Raw genomic sequence first — 19,904 nt, forward strand, 5'->3', positions numbered from 1 at the left:
CATGACCGCCGACACCCCGACCTCCACCCCGCCCTACGGCACCCCCGAGACACCGCGGGTCGCCGTCCGCGGCGAGGCGCGGCTCGAAGTCGACCCCGAGATCGCCCGCATCTCCATCACCGTCGGCGCCCGCGGCACCGACCGGCGCACCGCCCTCGAAGACCTCACCCGGCGCAACGCGTGGGTCCTCGACCTCGTCAAGGGGTACGGCGACGCCATCGAGAAGCTGGAGACCGGCGCCTTCTCCATCACCCCCGAACTCACCAAGCACGGCCGGGGCGAGCGCGTCCGCGCCTACCACGGCCGCGTCCACCTCACCGTCGAGCTCTCCGACTTCACCGCCCTCGGCGAACTCACCACCCGCGTCGCCGACCTCGAACTCACCAGCGTCGCCGGCCCCTGGTGGTCCCTGCGCCCCGACTCCCCGGCCCGGGGGAACGCCCGCCGCCAGGCCGTACGGGAAGCCGTCAAGCGTGCCAGGGAGTACGCGGAAGCGCTCGACGCCCGCCTCGCCGCCCTGGTCGAGCTCGCCGACATCGGCGCGGAGAACAGCGGGGGATACGGCGGGCCCGCCGCCCCCGGCGCCCTGCGCAGCGTCGCGTACAAAGGGGCCGACTCCGCCGAGGCCGCGCCCGCGCTCGACCTCGAACCGCAGCGGCAGACGGTCTACGCGCAGGTGAACGCGCGCTTCACCATGACCCCGCCGGACCTCACCCCTTGAACGCCTCCGAAAACGCTCATCGGAGCACCCCGCCGCACATTGAAACGCTTGTCAACAACCTTTAACTCAAAGGTTGTTGGGCAGTCATGCACCGCCAATTCCCTACCGGTCGGTAAGCCCTACGCTCGATATATGCGCCGAGCCAAGATCGTCTGCACCCTGGGGCCCGCCACCGACTCGTACGACCAGATCAAAGCACTGGTCGAAGCCGGAATGGACATCGCCCGCCTCAACCTCAGCCACGGCACCCACGCCGAACACGAGGAGCGTTACCAGCGCGTACGTAAAGCCGCCGAGGAAACCGGCCGCAGCGTCGGAATCCTCGCCGACCTTCAAGGCCCGAAGATCCGCCTCGGCCACTTCCGCGAAGGCCCCGTACTCCTTGAACGCGGCGACGAATTCACCATCACCGTCGAACCCCGCGAAGGCGACCGCCACGGCTGCGGCACCACCTACGAAGGGCTCGCCGACGACGTCACCACCGGCGAACGCATCCTCGTCGACGACGGCAAGGTCACCCTCGAAGTCACCTCCGTCGACGGCCCCCGCGTCCACACCCTCGTCGTCGAAGGCGGCATGGTCTCCGACCACAAGGGACTCAACCTCCCCGGCGTCGCCGTCTCCGTCCCCGCGCTCTCCGAGAAGGACATCGACGACCTCCGCTGGGCCCTCCGCCACGGCGCCGACCTCATCGCCCTCTCCTTCGTACGCAGCGGCGCCGACATCGAGGACGTCCACCGGATCATGGACGAGGAGCACTGCCGGCTCCCCGTCATCGCCAAGGTCGAGAAGCCCCAGGCCGTCGAGAACATCGATGACATCGTTGCCGCCTTCGACGGCATCATGGTCGCCCGGGGCGACCTCGGCGTGGAAATGCCCCTCGAACAGGTGCCGATCGTCCAGAAACGCGCCATCAAACTGGCCCGGCGCAACGCCAAGCCGGTCATCGTCGCCACCCAGATGCTCGACTCGATGATCGACAACTCCCGCCCCACCCGCGCCGAGGCCTCCGACGTCGCGAACGCCGTCATCGACGGCACGGACGCCGTGATGCTCTCCGGCGAGACCAGCGTCGGCAAATACCCCGTCGAGACCGTCAGAACCATGAGCCGCATCGTGGAAGCGGCCGAGGAGGACATCCTCGCCCAGGGCCTCCCGCCCCTCACCGACCGCAACAAACCCCGCACCCAGGGCGGCGCCGTCGCCCGCGCCGCCGCCGAGATGGGCGACTTCCTCGGCGCCAAGTTCCTCGTCGCCTTCACCCAGTCCGGCGACACCGTCAAACGCCTCTCCCGCTACCGCTCCCCGATCCCCCTCCTCGCCTTCACCCCCGACCCGGCCACCCGCTCCCAGCTCAACCTCACCTGGGGCGTCGAGACCTTCCTCGGCCCGCACGTGGACTCCACCGACGCGATGGTCGCGCAGGTCGACGAGGAACTCCTGAGGATCGGCCGCTGCCGGAAGGGCGACACCGTCGTCATCACCGCGGGCTCCCCGCCCGGCGTCGCGGGCTCCACCAACCTCGTCCGCGTCCACCACATCGGCGAGGACGACACCCCGAAGTAGCCGCACGCTCCTGCCCGCACCCCCTCCACCCGCACGCTCCCACCCGCACCCCGCTCCGGGGCGCGGGCTCACGGGCGGGCGCCGTCCCCCACCGCCGCCAGCCGACGGGCCCAGAAAGCACGGTGCGCCCAGCGGGTCTCCTGCGCGTGGACGGCCCGATGACCCCGGACATACGCGGCACGCGCCCGCCGTACCCCCTCCGCATAACCTTCCAGCGCCGCCGCCTCACCGCCCAGCCGCGCGTCGACGGCCCGCCCCGCGCTCATCCCCGTGTACAGAGCCGTGAGGACACCCTGCGAGGAGAGCGGATCGAAGGCGACAGCCGCGTCCCCCGCCGCGACCCAGCCGTCCCCGTACACCCGGTCCAGATACGCGCTGTACGCGGGCGCCCTGCGGGGCACCGCCGACACGGCGAACCCATGAGGCCCCGCCCGCCGCCGCACATGGCGGGTCGCCCGTACACGCAACCGCACCTGCTCCGCGGTACGCAGAGCGGCCGAGGGCAGATCCGTGTCGGTGAAGTAGGTGATCAGCCGGCGCCCCCTCGGCAGCGGCGCCGTGTACCACCACCCGTCCTCGGCCGACTCCACCAGCGAACAGCCGTCGGCCGCGCCCGGAGCCGCGTCGAGCGTCAGACACACCGCGGTCAGCCGGTCACGGACCCGCCGCACGGCACCGCAGCGCACGGCGATCGCCGCGCCCCGCCCGGTGGCGTCGACCAGCCAGCGGCAGCGCACGGCACGGTCACCGCCCGGGCCACGCAGCACCGAGATCCAGCCGCCGTCGGGCCGGCGGAGCGGCCGGCGCACCGCGGTGCGCTCGGCGACCTCGGCCCCCGCCGCGCGCACGGCCTCCCGCAGCCGCCCGTCGAACACCTTCCGGTCGAGGTGCCACCCGGGGCCGTGCGGATCGTTGATGAAGTCGACCGCGCGCAGCTCGCTCGAACCCCACGCCGACAGGTTGGCGTAACAGGGCAGGTGCCCCGAGCCCAGCACCCGGTCGCCGGCCCCGAGGTCGTCGAGCAGCACCCCACCGGCGGCCACGAGCGCCTCACCGGCCTTCGGCGGCCCGGTGCCGGCGTCCGCCAGCAGGACCCGCCGGCCCGCCCGGGCGAGCGCGAGCGCGGCCGCGCAGCCGGCCGGCCCGCCGCCCGCCACCACCACGTCGTACCCGGTACGGGGACGGGCGCCCGGAGACCGGCCCGGGGCGGGCGCGCGGCTCACAGCCCCTCGTGGAACGGGTCGAGCCGCTCGTCGTACCCGGCGGAGATCTCCTCCTCGCTGTACCGGGTCTCCGCCACGGCCCGGCGGACCGCCTGGCCGACGAGCGCGTCCTCGACGGCCGCCGCGTCACCTCCCGCCGCCGCCCAGGTGCCCGCGGCGGCGGACAGATGAGGGAGAGCGGCCTGATTGCTCAGCACCTCGTAACCGGAGCGACAGCGCGCCGCGTCCGTCTGCCACGGGGCCGCCATCCAGCGCGTCAGATCCCCGGGCCCCTGGGCGTACGTCGGACCGTTCGGCGCGAGCGCCTTCTCCGCCGTGAGCGACGCCCCGTAATCGGGCTCCGGATCGTTCACGGCGCGATGCCGGACCCGGAACGGCTCCGTGTACAGGGTGCCGCGCCGGATCGGCCAGGTCACCTCACTCCCCGGATGGAACGCGTCCGCCGCGCAGTGCTCCAGCGCCGCGCGGTCCAGCAGCCCCGGCTGCGCGGCCACGGGCGCGTCGTCGACGAACGGACAGACCGTCCGCCCCGTGCCGGGCGTGAACAACTTCGCCCGGTCCGCCCCCACCACGGCGGCGTTCCGCCGCCCGTACAACGCGGGCGCCAGACTCTTCCCCTCGGGGATGTCGAGCGGGAGATGGAACTGGTACCACGCGGCCTTCTTGTTGGCGAGACGCACGGTCCACACGATCTCGGACACGCCCCCCTCGTTCAGCTTGAGCTCCCGCACGACCTCCCCGGCCGCGTCCTTGTAGAACCCGGGCTGCTCGGGCATCCGGTCGGGCGACTCCGGGCCGGCGAAGAACTCCGTGGCACTGTTGCCGACGCGGGCGATGCCGATGGCAGGGCGGATCTTCACCTGCGTGATGTTCTGATCCATGGAGGGCCTCCGGTCTCCTGCTCCGAAGGCCACAATTAATGCGGAAATATTATTTTTGACATCGCCGCTCCGCCCGGAAGCGGAGCTTCACGCGATCAGGCCAAGGCCGGGGCCTTGGGCCGACGGCTCGCTCAGTACTTAGGCCCGATGTGAGCATCCATGAGCGCGACGGAGGCGCGCTTGGCGACGGAGATGTTCTTGGCATTGGCGCGCCGCCACTCGACGCCCACGGTGTCGAGGGTGTTGGTGAAGAGCTGGATGAGGCCGCGGAGGAACTCCCAGGGGTGTTCGTCCACGATCTTCTGCTGCCAGCCGTTGAGTTCGATCTTCCGCTCGTGCTTCCTGCCAGGGCCGGTCTGAGGGAACAGGCAGGTGAGGTGCTTGAAGTAGACCTTGATGTTCTGGCAGCCCTTGCGCCTCTGGCGGCAGATCGCGTTGTCCGGGAACACGGCCCTGAACGCGGCCTCCGCTGCGTCCTGCAAACCCGGCCACGCGTCATCCATGGTGACGAGCAGGCTTGGGGATCGGTGCTTCGCATAGTGGCTGATGTAGCCGTCGCCGAGGTAGAGCCCTAGAAGGTAGGCATAGGAGGCTCGGTCGAGTGGGCGCTCATCGCAAACGGGACAGAGTCGCGAACGGCGTGCCTCCCCCTGCCCGCCCTGTTCCCTGCGTGCTTCGTGGCGCCACCAGCTGACCGTGCCGCGAGGTACGTTCAGACGTTCGGCGACGGCGCGGTTGGCCATGCCTCGGTCCAGCAGGGCGACGGCTTCCTGGCGTATCGACGGATGATGCTGCTCCATGGAGGGCAGCTTCGCCGGGCCCTCGCAGGGGCGGGCCAAATCGGAGAAGCGTTCACCAGGAAGGGTGAAGATCGTTGGCTAGGTGATCAACCTTGGAATCGAAGGAAAAGTGCCCCGGGTGGGATTCGAACCCACACTGTATGCTGTTTGAGAGCACTGCCTGCTGCCATTGGGCTACCGGGGCTCACGGAATCAAAGGTATTGCCAGACCCGCCGCGTGACCACAATACCGCAGCTCGGTAGGCTCATGGGGAGCAGCACCGTGTCTGGAACGAGGAGCCCCCCGTGACCGCCCCCGAGTCGCCCCAGCCCGTCGACGACGACAAGTCGCACGTTCCGCCGCTGACGACGCGTGTCGTCATCGCCGAGGACGAGGCCCTGATCCGTCTGGATCTCAAAGAGATGCTGGAGGAGGAGGGGTACTCGGTCGTCGGTGAGGCCGGTGACGGGGAGCAGGCTGTCGCGTTGGCGCGGGAGCACCGGCCCGATCTGGTGATCCTCGATGTGAAGATGCCGGTGCTGGACGGGATCTCGGCGGCGGAGAAGATCGCGGAGGAGTCGATCGCGCCGGTGCTGATGCTGACCGCGTTCTCGCAGCGTGATCTGGTGGAGCGGGCGCGGGACGCCGGGGCGATGGCGTATCTGGTGAAGCCGTTCAGCAAGAGTGATGTGGTGCCGGCCATCGAGATGGCGGTGTCGCGGTTCACGGAGCTGCGGACGCTGGAGCGTGAGGTCGCGGATCTGACGGTGCGGCTGGAGACGCGGAAGCTGGTGGACCGGGCGAAGTCGGTGCTGCAGACGCAGTACGGGCTGACGGAGCCGGCGGCGTTCCGGTGGATCCAGAAGACGTCGATGGACCGCCGGATGTCGATGCAGCAGGTGGCCGAGGCGGTCATCGAGGACGCGGCGGAGAAGAAGGCGGCGAAGGGGCAGTAGGCCTCTGGTGGTCTCGTACGTGAGAGGGCCCGCCCCCGGTTTCCCAGGGGGCGGGCCCTCTTGCGTGTGCGGTCGGCCGGGTCAGTCCTCGCCGAGGTAGGCCTTGCGTACGGATTCGTCGTGGAGCAGGGATTCACCGGTGCCGGACAGGACGATCTTGCCGATCTCCATGACGTGGCCCTGGTCGGCGAGGGAGAGCGCGGCTTGGGCGTTCTGTTCGACGAGCAGGATGGTGGTGCCCTGTGACTTGAGCTCCACGATGGTTTCCATGATCTTCTGCATCATGATGGGGGAGAGGCCCATGGAGGGCTCGTCCAGCATGAGCAGTTTGGGCTGGGACATGAGGGCGCGTCCCATGGCGAGCATCTGCTGTTCGCCGCCGGAGAGGGTGCCCGCCGCCTGCTTCCGCCGTTCGCCCAGGATGGGGAAGAGGTCGTAGGCGCGCTGGATGTCCTTCTCGATGCCGGCCTTGTCCGTCCGGAGGAAGGCTCCGAGCTGGAGGTTCTCCGTGATAGTGAGCCGGGGGAAGATGTGCCGGCCTTCGGGGGAGTGGGCGAGTCCGAGGGCGACGATCTTGTGGGCGGGGACGGTGTTGAGGGGTTTTCCGTCGAAGACGATGCGGCCGCCGGAGGGCTTGAGGAGCCCGGAGAGGGTGCGCAGGGTGGTGGTCTTGCCGGCGCCGTTGGTACCGATGAGGGTGACGATCTGGCCGGCTTCGACGCTGAAGGAGATGCCCTTGACGGCTTCGATCTTGCCGTAGGCGACTTTGAGGTCTTCGACCTCCAGAAGCGCGGTCACTTCGCGTCCCCTTCCGTACCCGTGGTGCTGGTGGTGCCCGTGGTGCCGGCGTCGCGGGGTGTGTCGGAGACCGTTCCCGCGGCCTCGGCCGCCGCTTCCGCCGCTTCGACCGCGGCGACCTCTTCGCCGCCGGGGGCGCCCTCGAAGGGAGTGCCGAGGTAGGCGGCGATGACGCGTTCGTCGCCCTGGACGGTCGAGGGGGTGCCCTCGACGAGCTTCTCGCCCTGGACGAGGCAGGCGACGCGGTCGCAGAGGTTGAAGATGAACCGCATGTCGTGCTCGATGACGAGGACGGCGATGCCCTGGTCCCGGATGGCGAAGATGAGTTCTTCGGTGACCCGGGTCTCCTGCGGGTTCATGCCGGCGGTGGGCTCGTCGAGGAGGAGCAGGCCGGGTTCCGCGGCGAGGGCGCGGGCGATTTCGAGCTTGCGCTGCTCGCCGTAGGGGAGGTTGCGGGCGAGGTGGTCGGCCTTGTGCTGTAGGCCGATGAACTCCAGGAGTTCCATGGCGCGTTCGTGGGAGGCGGCTTCGGCCTTCCTGAAGCCGGGGCCTCGCAGGAGCGCGGACCAGAGCCCTTCCTTGGTGCGGGTGTGGCGTCCGACGAGGACGTTTTCCAGGACGGTCATGTTGGCGAAGAGCCGGATGTTCTGGAAGGTGCGGGCGATGCCCGCGTTGGTGACGAGGTGGGGCTTGGGCGGGAGGACGGTGCCCTTGTAGGTGACGGTGCCCTCGGTCGGTACGTACAGGCCGGTGAGGCAGTTGAAGAAGGTCGTCTTGCCGGCGCCGTTGGGGCCGATGAGGCCGACGATCTCGCCCGCGTTGACGTGGAGGTCGACGTTGCGTACGGCGGTGAGGCCGCCGAAGCGCATGGTGACGCCGGTGGCGTCGAGGACGCTGGTGGTTGTGGTCGCGGTCGTCATGTCGTTCACGCCCCCGCCTTGGCGACGCCGGCGCCCTTGCCGGTGGTGCCGTCCGGTACGTCGAGCTGGTCCGTTTCGTGGAATTCGAGTTGGGCGCGCCGGTTGGCGATGAGCCCTTCGGGGCGGAAGCGCATCAGCAGGATGAGGGCGATACCGAAGCCGAGGAGCTGGTAGTCCTGGAGGAACTGGAGCTTCGCGGGGATCAGGTAGAGCAGGGAGGCGCCGATGAGCGGTCCGGTGATGGTGCCCATGCCGCCGAGGATGACGGCCGCGAGGAGGAACGCGGAGTTGGGCGGCACGGGGCCGGCGAACACGTACATCTCGGGGACGACGGTGTGCTGGACGTGTGCCTGTACGGTGCCGGCGAGGCCGGCCAGGGTGGCGCCGAGGGCGAAGGCGATGAGCTTGACGCGGAAGCCGTTGATGCCCATGGCGGTGGCGGCGGTCTCGTCCTCGCGGATGGCGACCCAGGCGCGTCCGATACGGGAGTCGCCGGCCCGGCTGAAGACGACCACCACGAGGATCATGGCGAGCAGCATCAGCAGGTAGTAGTTGGCGTAGGCGCCGAGTTCGAAGCCGAGGATGGTGTGGGACTCGCCGAAGTTGTACCCGAAGAAGCTGAGGTCGGGGATGTTCGGCACACCGTTGGGGCCGTTGGTGATGCGGGGGCCCGAGACGCCGTCGAGGTTGCCGACCGCGATGCGGAAGATCTCTCCGAAGCCGAGGGTGACGATGGCGAGGTAGTCGCCGCGCAGCCGCAGGGTCGGCGCGCCGATGACGACGCCGAAGATCAGGGAGACGGCGGCGCCGGTGAGGACGGCCGCCCAGAAGGGGAAGTGGATGTCGAAGACGGAGGCGGTCGTTCCGGAGACGAGGGCGGCGGTGTAGGCGCCGACGCCGAGGAAGGCCACGTATCCGAGGTCGAGGAGTCCGGCGAGGCCGACGACGATGTTCAGTCCGAGGGCGACGGTCGCGAAGATGAGGATGTTGACCGCGATGAGGGTGAACTGGTCGGTGCTCTGGGTGAAGGGGAACGCGGCGGCGGCGACGAACGCGGCCGAGACGGCGATCAGGCGGTATTTGGCGGTGAGGCCGTTGATCCGCGCGATGAGGCCGGCCTTGAAGAGGGCGGTGGCGGTGAATCCGACGGTGAGCAGGTAGCCGGTGAAGAGTTCGGCGTACTCGGTGTCGATGCCGTAGGTGAAGACGAAGAGGCCGACGGCGAAGACGGCGACGATGATCAGGATCTCCGCCCAGGAGGGGAGTTCCTTGGGCCGCTTGGCCTGGCGGGTGTCGTCGGGCAGTAGGAAGGCGGCGGCGACGGGGATGACGGTGACGACGGCGGCGACGAAGCCGCCGGGGTCGAGGTTGACGAGTCCGCCGAGTTCGACGGCGATGGCGATGACCGTGAACCAGGTGGTGGCGAAGGCGCCGAGGGCGAGCAGTTGGAGCGCTTTGGTGGCGCCGGTGGGGGTGAGCCAGGTGAGGCCCTTGACGCCGAGTGCCGAGAGCGCGAAGAGCGCGATGAGCAGGCCGGCGGTGAGGGTGAGGAGCTGGAGGCCGCCGGGGTAGCCGTAGACGGTGAGGTCGCCGGGGAACTCGGTGGTGTAGGTCCAGGAGAGGAAGGTGCTGGCCACGGTGGCGATGCCGCCGACGAGGGTGAGCACGCGCAGCTGGGTGGTGCGCTTGGCGTCGGCCGGTGCCGTGGTGGGGGTGGCCTTGGTGGTGCCAGTGGTGTTGTCAGTCGTGTCAGTCGTGTTGTCAGTCATGAGGGGTCACGCCCGATCCGCGACGCGCTCGCCGAGCAGGCCCTGTGGCCTGACGAGGAGTACGAGGATGAGGAGGACGAAGGCCCAGACGTTGGCCCATGCGCCGCCGCCGAGCTGCTGCATCCCGGGGATTTCTTCGATGTACGCGATGGACATGGCTTCGGCGAGGCCGAGGACGACGCCGCCGACCATGGCTCCGTAGATGTTGCCGATGCCGCCGAGGACCGCGGCGGTGAACGCCTTGAGTCCGAGGAGGAAGCCCATCTCGAAGTTGATCTGGCCCTTGTCGAGTCCGTACGCGACGGCGGCGACGGCGGCGAAGGCGGCGCCGATCGCGAAGGCCATGACGATGATGCGGTCGGTGTTGATGCCCATGAGCTCCGCGGTGTCGCGGTCCTGGGAGGTGGCCTGCATGGCGCGTCCGCTGCGGCTCTTCGAGACGAAGAGGCCGAGGGCGAGCATGCACAGGGGGGCGAGGACGAAGAGGAAGGCGTCGGCGCGCTGGATGTAGAGGCTGTCCGTGATGTGGAAGGACTCGCCCTTGAATTCCGGGAAGCTGATGGCCTTCTTGGCGTCGGGGTAGAACGCCCAGATGAGCTGCTGGAGGGCGATGGAGAGGCCGATCGCGGTGATGAGCGGTGCCAGCCGTGGGGCGCCTCGCAGGGGGCGGTAGGCGAATCGTTCGGCCGCGGTGGCGACGGCCACCGAGGCGAGGGCGCCGCCTGCGATCATGAGGGGGATCGCCACCACCAGGGAGGTTCCGCTGGGGAGCCAGGTGTAGGTGGTGAGGGCGCCGAAGCCCCCGATCATGAAGATCTCGCCGTGGGCGAAGTTGATGAGCTGCACGATGCCGTAGACCATGGTGTACCCGATGGCGATCAAGCCGTAGAGGGCACCGAGGGCAAGGCCGTTGGCGAGCTGTTGCGGCAGTTCGTTCACCGCAGGGCCTCCGATGGTGTCGGATATGACACCGCGCGAGGGCGCTGTTGCGACCTCGCGCGGTTCGGTCGGTGTGTGGGGGCGTGGCGGTCCGGGTCAGTCCTCGAACGTGGCGCTCTTGACGTCCTTCCAGACACCGCCTTCGACCTTGTAGACGGTGAGCTGCTTGTTGGTGGTGTCGCCGTACTCGTCGAAGGCGACCTTGCCGGTCACGCCGTCGAAGGAGACCTTGGCGGTGGCTTCGAGGATCTGCTCGCGGGCGTCGTCCGGGAGCTTGCCGTCGTTGTCGGCGAGGACGGCCTTGACGGCCTGGATGATGGTCCAGCCGGCGTCGTAGGAGTAGCCGCCGTAGGCGCCGTACGGGTCCTTGTAGTTGCCGGCCTTGTAGTCCGTGATGAACTGCTTGGCGGTGTCCAGCTTCTCCACGGGGTAGCCGATGGAGGTGGCGAAGTCGCCGTCGTTGGACTCGCCGGAGGCGGAGATGAAGTTCGGGTCGTAGATGCCGTCGCCGCCCATGGTCGGGACCTGGGCGCCCGTCTTCTTGATCTGGTCGGAGAGCAGGCCGCCCTCGGGGTACTGGCCGCCGAAGTAGACGGAGTCGGCGCCGTTGGTCTTGACCTTGTCGGCGGTGGAGGAGAAGTCGGTCTCCTTGACGGTGACGTGGTCGGTGCCGACGACCTTGCCGCCGAGGCGCTTGAACTCCTCGGAGAAGATCGCGGCGAGGCCGGCGCCGTAGGTCTGCTTGTCGTCGACGACGAAGACCTTCCGCTTCTTGGCGTCGTTGTAGTAGTACTGCGCGGCGAACTTGCCCTGGACGACATCCGTGGCGGCGGTGCGGAAGTAGGAGGCGAAGGGGCGCTTCAGGTCGCCCTTGGCCCAGTTGTCGCCCTGGGAGAGGGCGGGGTTGGTGTTGGCGGGGGAGACCTGGACGAGCTTGGCGGTGTTGAAGACGCCCTGCATCGACTGGGCGACACCGGAGTTCAGGGGGCCGACGACGCCGAGGACGTTCTTGTCGCCGACGAGCTTGGCGGCGTTGGACTGGCCGGAGGCGGGCACGGCCTGGTCGTCGAGGGCCTCGATCTTGAACTCGACGCCGGGGACCTCGTTGTTCTTGTTCGCGGTCTTCGCGGCGAGGTCGACGGAGTTCTTGATGCCCTGGCCGAGCGCGGAGAGTGATCCGGTGAGCGGCGCGTCGACACCGATGACGACGGTGATCTTGTCGCTACCGCTGTTCTTGCTACCGCTGTCGTCGCGGGAGCCACAGGCGGTGAGGGTGAGCGCACCCGTCGTTATCGCGGTGGTGAGCATGATCAATGAACGGTGTCGCACGGTTGAGTCCTCTCCCCTGGCGCGGCCTCCTCTGCTGAGGTGCCGTTTGCGTTCGCCGGACTGTACTGGTGCGTACATATGAGCTGATGCTCACACCGGCGGCGCGGTGACTGGGCGTGACTCTAAGCGCAGGTGAGCGAGGTGGGGAGCGGTGAGCTAAGGATGTGACTGTCTTGTTATGCCGAGGCCAACACTTGGTGGGCACAGTCCGGGCGAACCGTGACGTTCCACGTTTTCCGAATTTCGACCACATCGTGAGAACCCGCAGTTCCGCTAAGGGACTTGAGCGGTTTTTGGTGCTGACGGCCGATCGGGCAGGCGCCGGGAGCGAAACGGGCAGCGGGGCGTTCCGTGCGGGCAGCGGACGGATCTTCGTTCACCTGGTTGTAACACAGGGTGATGACTGGAGAGGTCACCGCGCGGGGCGCGCGAGACGTGCGGGGCCGGAACCGGCGGGATCCGCGCGGGGGCGATTTCGCCCGCCCGCACCGGATCCACGCCGTCCGACCGCGACCATGGGGGCACGGTAAGCGGTGCTCCCGGCCCGTACAAGGGGTCCTTGGAGCCCTGCTACGACGCGGCGGTGCCGGTGGGGGCCCCGGGGGAGGTGCGCAGCAGACAGGTCAGTCGGGCGGTGCAGACCCGCTTGTCGCGCTCGTCGGTGATGACGATCTCGTACGTCGCGGTGGTGCGGCCGCGGTGGACGGGGGTGGCGACGCCCGTGACCAGGCCGTTGCGCACGCCGCGGTGGTGGGTGCAGTTGAGGTCCACCCCGACGGCGATCTTGCTGGGGCCCCCGTGCAGCATCGCGCCGATCGAGCCGAGGGTCTCGGCGAGCACCGCGGACGCGCCGCCGTGCAGCAGGCCGTAGGGCTGGGTGTTGCCCTCGACCGGCATGGTGCCGACGACCCGCTCGGCGGACGCCTCGACGATCTCCACCCCCATCCGGTCGCGGAGCTGCCCGGCGGAGAAGATGGCGTTCAGATCGACGCCCAGCTCGGCGTACTCGTCGATGACGTCCTGCGGGAACTTCACGGTGGTCTGCTCACCCATGGGCCCGGCTCCGATCGGCTGCGGTGTTCGCTTGTGAGTGCGGTCTGCACCGTCCTGTGTACCAGATGGCTGAGCGGACGCTGACGGTATTGGAATTGCGGTCGTTGTTCACCCTCTGCGTGATGGATTGCCCAGACGTGTGGCAATTTTGGAAGTCGGTGGAGCACTGGCTTTGTTATCGCTGAACTTATTGTTGAGCCGGATCCGTTGCGGCGCGAGAAACATCAAGCTGTGCTCACTTAGTGTTATTGCCGCTACGGTCGGATCAGGAAGGACAGCGAGACGGTCTGACGATGGTCACCCGTTGGCCACCTGCGGGTGTGGCTACCCCCACAATGTGCTGCGAGTTGGTTCCACAGCGACCCGCTAGAACCTGGACCTGGAGCCTGTGAGGTCTCTGCTGTCGGCAACGCTAGCCAGCGTTGTCGACTCTACTGCTTTCAAGGTCCGTACTCCCGCGATATCTGCGATGGGACAATTCGGTGCATCTCTGGCTGCTGGGCGAAAGTGGTATCTGCTCATAGGTGAGAATCAGCCATTCCGTTTAGTTGGTTCCGTCCTTGTTCTGTGTTGATTGCGTCGATAGTATGCGAATCTGGCGATTGAGCTCCGTGTCACGGAGCTCGTCACCGAAATGTTCACGCCATCGTTCTACGGATCGCAAAATATTCCTCGGCAATGCCCCCGCAGCATGTCTAAGGTGGTCACCGGTTCGGGGTGCTCTTGCTGCCCGAGTGCATGCCGGCGAACGGCGCGGGGGATGTCATTCACGGGGGATCGGTCGGTGCGTCACGATGTCGGCCGTCGGCCTTGCATGCCTTCTCTGTTGCGTCGAATGCTGCCACATCTGCCTGACTTCGACTGACAGGGGATCCACATGGCTGACGAGATGGTGCGTAAAGCCCAGCAGTTCATCAATGGTGTCTATGGGGGAAAGCTGGGTATTGACCGTATCCCCGAGACCGGGGCGACTGGATGGACGACGATGTTCGCCCTCACTCGGGCCCTCCAGTATGAACTTGGCATCACAGGTTTGTCGGACACGTTCGGCCCCACCACTCTCTCCACTCTCCAGTCCAAGTACCCGACCCTCAACAGCGCCACGGTTCCGTCGGAGAACTTCACCAAGATCATCCAGTCCGGCCTCTACTGCAAGGGGTACGACGGCGGTGACATCGACGGGACGTACAACTCCCGTGTGGCGGCATCGGTCACGAAGCTGAAGCAGGACATGGGCGTGGACTTCGTCCACCCCGGCGGCAGTCTGGTCCCCAAGGTCTTCAAGGGCCTGCTCAACATGGACGCGTACGTCACGGTCAATGGTGGCTCGGACACCATCCGCGCCGTGCAGAGATGGCTGAACGGGGCATACATCAACCGAAGAGACTTCTTCGTCATCCCGGCCGACGGCCACCACTCGCGTGACGTCGCCAAGTCCATGCTGTTCGCCGTGCAGTACGAACTGGGAATGGCTGACGGTACGGCCAACGGCGTCTTCGGGCCAGGCACCCAGAGCGGGCTGCGCTCTCACACCGTCTCCACCGGCAGCAGCGGTCCGTGGGTGCAGCTCTTCTCGGCCGGCATGGTCCTCAACCAGCGGCCGGTGGCTTTCACTTCCACCTTTACCAGCGCCCTCGCCTCGGCGGTCTCGTCCTTCCAGTCGTTCGTGAAGCTCCCTGTCACCGGCACAGGGGACTTCTCGACCTGGGCATCCCTCCTGGTCTCCTACGGCGATCAGTCCCGCAACGGCGAAGCCTGTGACGGCGTCACCCTCATCACTCCGGCGCGTGCGGCGACACTGAAGGCCCAGGGCATCACGTACATCGGCCGCTACCTCACCAACCCGATCCCGGACGACCCGGACCTGCCGGAGAAGGCGATCCAGCCCGGCGAGCTCAAGACCATCGCTGACAACGGGCTGCGCTGCTTCCCGATCTATCAGACCTTCGGGCGCGACGCCTCCAACTTCAGCTATCCGCAGGGGCGCGCGGCTGGCCAGGCCGCGATCAACGCGGCGCTGGACCATGGTTTCAAGTCCGGGACCCGGATCTTTTTCGCCGTGGACTTCGACGCCCTCAACGAAGACGTCACCAGTAGCGTCCTGCCGCACTTCAAAGGCATCCAGGACGCGGTGGCCGACGACGGCAACCGGTACGGCATCGGTGTCTACGGACCGCGCAACGTGTGCACCCGTGTCTCAGAGGCCGGTCACGCCACCGCGTCGTTTGTCTCCGACATGTCCTCCGGATTCTCCGGGAATTTCGGCTACCCGCTGCCCGAGAACTGGGCCTACGACCAGATCGTCACTCGCACCGTCGGCTCGGGCGCTGGATCGATCAACATCGACATCAACATTGCCTCAGGACGCGACATCGGGCAGGGGTCGTTCAATGCTCCCCGCAGCCCCCTCCCGGACACCCTGCTCCACTCCGACGTCATCAACGCCATGCGGACGGACGTCGGGAAGTACATGGAGTCGATCGGATTCCCCAACGATGGCGGACTCAGGTCACACACGCACGAGGAGTGCTTCCGCAGGGTCGTCCTCGAATACGACACAGTCAGCACCTTGCTCGCCCACCGCTACAAGATGCGGAAAGCCCTCATCCAGACGTCTGCCTACTGGGAGATGCGGCACATCGACCCGATCGACCTGACCGTGGATCAGGCGGTCTCCACGACGTTCAACACGACCGGGTACTTCAAGGACAGCTCCACCGGAATTGCCCAGATCTTCGGAAGAACAGCGGTCCTGGCGTGGAATCACGCGATTCGGAGCGGCTACGCCGAAGGGCCGATTCGCGATGTCAACAGCGACGAGGACAAGTACAACATCTGGGACGATTGCCGGTACCAGGATGAGTTCTCGATGTCCACGGTGCCCCTGATCCACCTGTGGAACGCGGATGGCGCCTCGGGCAATACCCCCGAGGAGAAGCCCCTGCGCCCGATGCGCCTGGACTACACGGAGAACGAGATATTCCAGGTGCTGCGCCGGTACCAGGGAACGAACGACGAGGCGGTGGCACACGCCAGGCAGCGTTCGGCGCTGTACCAGATCATGGAGAAGTACAACTCCATCTCCCGGAACGTCTGACAGGCTTCAGCGCATGTTGGTAACAGACGCTTCTGGCGATCTCGCCATCGGTCTCGTGCTCCTGTTGACTCTGATCGGCCTCGGAGCCACACCCTGGCTCGCGATCCGCGGGGTACGGCTGCTGGCCCGTGGAAACAGCCAGGGCGTGCACACGGTCGTCCGGGGCGCCGCCGCGCTGGCATGGGCCTGCGCCATCGGCGCGTACACCTGGGGTGTACTCCATCTACTGATTCTCGACGAGGGCAATCAGGCCCTAGCGTGCCAGAAGCGGCTGGGACCGGAACAGGCCAGGTCCGTCAGCGGCTACGAGTACTCGTTCCTCCCCCTGAGTTTCAGGTGTCGCGTCACCGACGGACCGAACTACAGCGCTGTCGTACCCGGATATGTGAATCCCGCGGCAGGGATACTCGGCATCGGTGCCGCCGGGTTGACCTTTTTCGCGCGCCCCAAGTATTGGTACGAGGAGGAAAAGAAAAAGTGACTTCGCATATTTCTCGTCGCGCAGCCCTGAGCCGTGTCGCCTCAATAGCGGTCGGCATCACTGTTGGCTCACACGTCCTGTCCCTTCCAGCCCAGGCTGCGGGCGAGGACCCGAACCCCGATAGGGTCCGCCAAGAGATACGGAAGGCGCAGGAGCGCAACAAACGTGTTCTGACCGGCATTCCGTCGAAGAACGGGTGGGAGATGGAGAAGACTGCGGACGACCATGGCCATATCTACACCAGACCCCTTCCCGGACTCCCGCTCGACGGCGTCCGAATGCGCATGGGCGAGGTCGAGACGGTCCTGATCCACGTGGTCAGCCGTTTCCACTACGAGATCAACGCCCTGCGCACAGGCGAGGTCGTCGGCTGGCGCAGCCCCGGCTCCGTACGGAAGGGGCTGGCGGAGTCCAACCTCGCCTCCGGCACGGCAGTGCGGATCCGGCCCGGCTTCTACCCCTCCGGGGTCCGCGGCGGCTTCTACCCCCTGGAGGAACTGACCCTCCGGGACATACTCGCCGATTGCGAAGGCGTGGTCCGCTGGGGCGGCGACGACCGCGTCCCGGACGAGTCGTTGTTCTCCATCGACGTGCCCCCGGGCGACAAGCGGCTCACCGAGGTCGCGGCGAAGATCCGCGGCTGGACCCACACCCCGGGCCAAGGCTCCGGTGTCATCGTCGACACTCGGAGCCCCGAACGCCGCAAGGCCGCCGAGCGGCTCGCCGCGCGGCAGACCTGAGGAAATTTTCTGCGTGATGGGAGGTCAAGGGGGCATTCTGCTTCAAGAAGCCGAAACGCAGTAGCATGCCGTCAGGCGTCTTGATGGTGTGATTTTTGTTCAGTCGAGAATCACATTGAGCCTGCCTGCGCTCTGTCTTATTTGGCTGCGAAAATTCGGCCATTATTCCTGCCTCGAAAACAAGGATCCTGGCAATTTAATATGACCCCTCCATTGGTGAACTGATGGAGGGGTCATGAGCGAGTGGCGCTTAGAGCGAGTCTTTCTATGTGTCCGCGAGCCAGTCGGTACACGAATTCAAGAGTGTGTCACCCTCGAACCTGGCAACTTGCACGCCTACATTAATGAAGCCGCTACCGTATTCAGCGTAAGTGCTCCAGCTCTTGACTGTGCCATTTCCCTCTGTGACTGACCTCCAGGGGAAGGTGAGAGGGGTTCCGCCGATCGTCTTGCCTACAACCCTGATTCTCACGTGGTGGCCGTCGGCCAGTGAATCGGCAAGAGCCAAGGTGAGGTTTACTCTCTTGTCGCCCGAAGTCCATGACGGGGTTGTGAGTGATCCGCTGGCGCCGGTTGTTACGCAGGCAGCGGTTTGAACTGCTGCGTGTGCCGGACCGGTTGTTGCCGCAACGATAAAAATTGAAGAGATTGCGCCGAGCGTTAATGCCTTGACGCGATTTTCCATGTGTTCCTCCTTGGGTTTCTCGCTTACCGGGATCGTATGGGGGTTGGTGTGCACTGTCAATGAATTATTGGATACCTGATGGAAAGGAGTGAAGGGGAGTTGAGTTTTCCTCTCGTGATCATTTCTGTGCCCAAATGAGGAGTGATTTTCTTGGCTTGAAGAGTTTGGGGGGATTTAGAAGTCATCTCATTTGGTGAGTCGGCGGTAGCAGATGAGGGTGCAGGCGATGCTGGTGAAGGCGAGGAAGTGGTCGGCCTTGCGTTCGTAGCGGCGGTGGAGCCGTCGGCAGCCGGCGAGCCAGGACATGGTGCGTTCGATGGTCCACCGGTGCCGGCCGAGCCGGTGCGCGGTCTCGATGCCTTTGCGGGCGATGCGGTGCCGGGTGCCCCGCCGGGATAGCCATTTCCGCAGGTGTGCGTAGTCGTAGCCCTTGTCGGCGTGGAACTTGCCGGGCCTGCGCCGACGGGGACCCCGGCGGGAACGGATGGGCGGTATGCCCTTCACGAGCGGGATCAGGGCTTGGCTGTCGTGGACGTTGGCGCCCGAGATTCCGACGGACAGGGGCAGACCCGACCGCTCGGTGATCAGGTGGATCTTCGAGCCGTACTTGCCCCGGTCGACAGGATTCGGACCTGTTAGGTCCCCCTTTTCAGGGCCCGCATGTTCACTGAGTCGATCGCGCACCGGGACCAGTCCAGATCGCCGCGGGCTCCGAGTTCGTCGAGGACCAGGCGGTGCAGCTTGGCCCAGACCCGGGCCTTCGACCACTCGGTGAACCTGCGGTGAGCCGTCGCTCCGGACGGCCCGAACGACGCTGCGGGCAGCTGCTGCCACGTGCAGCCCGACGTCGCCACGAACACGATCGCGGCCAGTACTTCACGGTCACCGTGCCGGCGTCGGCCGCCGCCCTGCGGCCGCGATGGCGCCTCCGGCACCACTCGCTGGAACAGCTCCCACAACTCGTCCGGCACCAGCCGCTCAACAACTCCCGCCACGACCAACAGCCTACTGGGCCAAATGAGATGACGTCTAAAGACGACGTCGTTTCTTATGGCTGACGTCGCGCGGTCGACCAACCAGGTGGTGTCAGTGCGATGTGGGAGTCTCCGGGGCATGAGTTACGACCTGGCTGTCTGGGAAGGCGAGAGGCCGGCGGATGACAAGACCGCCGGCCAGGTCTTCAGCGACCTGTACGACTGCTACATCGACGGCGAGGTGGAAGAGCCTCCGACTGGACGCATTGCGGTTTACGTGGCCGCGTTGCTTGAGCGGTGGTGTGATCTCACCGAGGACGACGAGGACACCTCGCCCTGGTCGGCCGGCCCGTTGATGGACTGCGCTGGTGGTCGGCTGGTCTACTTCGCCATGCGGTGGAGCATGGCGGAGGAGGCGTCGGCCTACGCGGCGGCCGTCGCGGAGTCCATGGGGCTGGTCTGCTTCGACGTGCAGCAGGACCGGCTCAGGCCATGAGCAGGGGCAGCAACCGATAGCCGATGAGAGCTGCGGCTATGCCGACGAAGGCGAGATAATTTTCGGCCCTGCGTTCGTAGCGGCGGTGGAGCCTTCGGCAGCCCGCGAGCCAGGACACGGTTCTTCCGACCACCCAGAGATCGGCGATCCGCCGCATCGTTGGTCTGTGCAGGCAGGTGACTGGGGTGGCCACGTTTCGGGCTACCCTCACAGGCAAGGCACCGAACGAGACTGGTCGGTCGGCTACGACGGACACGGTTCCATGCTTGCCTGCTGTTCCCTTGTTCCCTGAACACCTTCTTGTCGAGGTCACTCCTGTCGGCCGAGGTGACGGAGCTAGTGTCATGTTCGCCTTTGCCGACGTGTTGGCTGAGGGGAGCACCGACCTCGCCGACGTTGTTCATATGCTCCTTCGGTAGGCCTCAATCGGTCGTCCGTCTGTATCGATCGCCACGTACACCAAGAGGAGCCTTCCCGGCTGCGAGGCAGCCGGTGA

The 19,904-nt window shown here is 66.7% G+C and carries 18 protein-coding genes, 1 tRNA gene and 1 pseudogene; 7 read left to right on the forward strand and 13 right to left on the reverse strand.

Features of this window, described 5'->3' with window-relative positions; all coding sequences use genetic code 11:
• The first annotated feature begins 1 nt into the window (after position 1).
• The gene (locus tag ACFTZC_RS13910; RefSeq protein WP_382889208.1) at positions 2 to 721 is read left to right on the forward strand and encodes an SIMPL domain-containing protein; all 720 of its coding nucleotides are present in this window, start codon (positions 2 to 4) and stop codon (positions 719 to 721) included.
• 132 nt (positions 722 to 853) lie between these two features.
• Entirely contained in the window at positions 854 to 2,287 is a 1,434-nt protein-coding gene (gene pyk / locus ACFTZC_RS13915) for a pyruvate kinase (RefSeq protein ID WP_382889210.1), read from the forward strand.
• Between the two features lie 68 nt (positions 2,288 to 2,355).
• Here the strand turns inward: pyk and ACFTZC_RS13920 are convergent, their stop codons facing one another.
• From ACFTZC_RS13920 to ACFTZC_RS13935, 4 genes are all read right to left on the reverse strand, one after another.
• The gene (locus ACFTZC_RS13920; protein WP_382889212.1) at positions 2,356 to 3,510 is read right to left on the reverse strand and encodes an NAD(P)/FAD-dependent oxidoreductase; all 1,155 of its coding nucleotides are present in this window, start codon (positions 3,508 to 3,510) and stop codon (positions 2,356 to 2,358) included.
• Positions 3,507 to 4,391 carry a LodA/GoxA family CTQ-dependent oxidase gene (locus ACFTZC_RS13925; RefSeq protein ID WP_382889213.1) on the reverse strand — a complete coding sequence of 295 codons (885 nt, stop codon included), beginning with the start codon at positions 4,389 to 4,391 and terminating at the stop codon, positions 3,507 to 3,509. The genes ACFTZC_RS13920 and ACFTZC_RS13925 overlap by 4 nt, the downstream gene beginning before the upstream one ends.
• A 131-nt stretch (positions 4,392 to 4,522) precedes the next feature.
• On the reverse strand, positions 4,523 to 5,191 hold the full coding sequence (locus tag ACFTZC_RS13930; protein WP_382889215.1) for a helix-turn-helix domain-containing protein: 669 nt from the start codon (positions 5,189 to 5,191) through the stop codon (positions 4,523 to 4,525).
• Between the two features lie 110 nt (positions 5,192 to 5,301).
• Positions 5,302 to 5,375 (reverse strand) — tRNA-Leu (locus ACFTZC_RS13935).
• 101 nt (positions 5,376 to 5,476) lie between these two features.
• Here ACFTZC_RS13935 and ACFTZC_RS13940 point away from each other — a divergent pair.
• Entirely contained in the window at positions 5,477 to 6,127 is a 651-nt protein-coding gene (locus ACFTZC_RS13940; RefSeq protein ID WP_382889217.1) for an ANTAR domain-containing response regulator, read from the forward strand.
• 81 nt (positions 6,128 to 6,208) lie between these two features.
• Here ACFTZC_RS13940 and ACFTZC_RS13945 read toward each other — a convergent pair whose 3' ends face one another.
• From ACFTZC_RS13945 to ACFTZC_RS13970, 6 genes are all read right to left on the reverse strand, one after another.
• Complete coding sequence (locus ACFTZC_RS13945; RefSeq protein WP_365808515.1) at positions 6,209 to 6,925, reverse strand: ABC transporter ATP-binding protein; 717 nt, start codon at positions 6,923 to 6,925, stop codon at positions 6,209 to 6,211.
• The gene (locus tag ACFTZC_RS13950) at positions 6,922 to 7,845 is read right to left on the reverse strand and encodes an ABC transporter ATP-binding protein (RefSeq protein WP_382889567.1); all 924 of its coding nucleotides are present in this window, start codon (positions 7,843 to 7,845) and stop codon (positions 6,922 to 6,924) included. Before ACFTZC_RS13950 ends, ACFTZC_RS13945 begins: the two co-directional genes overlap by 4 nt.
• Before the next feature lie 5 nt (positions 7,846 to 7,850).
• Complete coding sequence (locus ACFTZC_RS13955) at positions 7,851 to 9,614, reverse strand: branched-chain amino acid ABC transporter permease (protein WP_382889219.1); 1,764 nt, start codon at positions 9,612 to 9,614, stop codon at positions 7,851 to 7,853.
• Between the two features lie 6 nt (positions 9,615 to 9,620).
• Positions 9,621 to 10,553, reverse strand: a complete 933-nt coding sequence (locus tag ACFTZC_RS13960; protein WP_382889221.1) for a branched-chain amino acid ABC transporter permease — start codon at positions 10,551 to 10,553, stop codon at positions 9,621 to 9,623.
• A gap of 96 nt (positions 10,554 to 10,649) precedes the next feature.
• Complete coding sequence (locus tag ACFTZC_RS13965; RefSeq protein ID WP_382889223.1) at positions 10,650 to 11,882, reverse strand: branched-chain amino acid ABC transporter substrate-binding protein; 1,233 nt, start codon at positions 11,880 to 11,882, stop codon at positions 10,650 to 10,652.
• Between the two features lie 570 nt (positions 11,883 to 12,452).
• Complete coding sequence (locus ACFTZC_RS13970; protein ID WP_382889225.1) at positions 12,453 to 12,935, reverse strand: PaaI family thioesterase; 483 nt, start codon at positions 12,933 to 12,935, stop codon at positions 12,453 to 12,455.
• Between the two features lie 877 nt (positions 12,936 to 13,812).
• Here ACFTZC_RS13970 and ACFTZC_RS13975 point away from each other — a divergent pair.
• The 3 genes from ACFTZC_RS13975 to ACFTZC_RS13985 are packed head-to-tail and all read left to right on the forward strand — an operon-like array spanning position 13,813 to position 17,253.
• Complete coding sequence (locus ACFTZC_RS13975; protein WP_382889226.1) at positions 13,813 to 16,032, forward strand: glycoside hydrolase domain-containing protein; 2,220 nt, start codon at positions 13,813 to 13,815, stop codon at positions 16,030 to 16,032.
• A 13-nt stretch (positions 16,033 to 16,045) separates the two neighbouring features.
• Positions 16,046 to 16,513, forward strand: a complete 468-nt coding sequence (locus ACFTZC_RS13980) for a hypothetical protein (protein WP_382889228.1) — start codon at positions 16,046 to 16,048, stop codon at positions 16,511 to 16,513.
• The gene (locus ACFTZC_RS13985) at positions 16,510 to 17,253 is read left to right on the forward strand and encodes a hypothetical protein (RefSeq protein WP_382889230.1); all 744 of its coding nucleotides are present in this window, start codon (positions 16,510 to 16,512) and stop codon (positions 17,251 to 17,253) included. Before ACFTZC_RS13980 ends, ACFTZC_RS13985 begins: the two co-directional genes overlap by 4 nt.
• 265 nt (positions 17,254 to 17,518) lie before the next feature.
• Here the strand turns inward: ACFTZC_RS13985 and ACFTZC_RS13990 are convergent, their stop codons facing one another.
• The gene (locus ACFTZC_RS13990; RefSeq protein WP_382889232.1) at positions 17,519 to 17,938 is read right to left on the reverse strand and encodes a hypothetical protein; all 420 of its coding nucleotides are present in this window, start codon (positions 17,936 to 17,938) and stop codon (positions 17,519 to 17,521) included.
• A 186-nt stretch (positions 17,939 to 18,124) separates the two neighbouring features.
• Positions 18,125 to 18,939, reverse strand: a protein-coding gene (locus ACFTZC_RS13995) for an IS5 family transposase (RefSeq protein ID WP_382889234.1) whose coding sequence is annotated in 2 segments (ribosomal slippage) — positions 18,125 to 18,586 and positions 18,589 to 18,939 — 813 coding nt in all. Because the reading frame shifts where the segments join, the coding sequence is not laid out codon by codon here.
• A gap of 112 nt (positions 18,940 to 19,051) precedes the next feature.
• Between ACFTZC_RS13995 and ACFTZC_RS14000 the strand changes: the two genes are divergently transcribed.
• The gene (locus tag ACFTZC_RS14000; RefSeq protein ID WP_382889236.1) at positions 19,052 to 19,408 is read left to right on the forward strand and encodes a hypothetical protein; all 357 of its coding nucleotides are present in this window, start codon (positions 19,052 to 19,054) and stop codon (positions 19,406 to 19,408) included.
• Here ACFTZC_RS14000 and ACFTZC_RS14005 read toward each other — a convergent pair.
• Positions 19,398 to 19,544: pseudogene (locus ACFTZC_RS14005) on the reverse strand (IS5/IS1182 family transposase); the annotation flags it as partial. The gene ACFTZC_RS14000 and the pseudogene ACFTZC_RS14005 sit on opposite strands and share 11 nt — an antisense overlap.
• Positions 19,545 to 19,904 lie beyond the last annotated feature (360 nt).

Origin of the sequence: Streptomyces sp. NPDC056987 (assembly GCF_042673865.1) — a bacterium.
GTDB lineage: Bacteria > Actinomycetota > Actinomycetes > Streptomycetales > Streptomycetaceae > Streptomyces.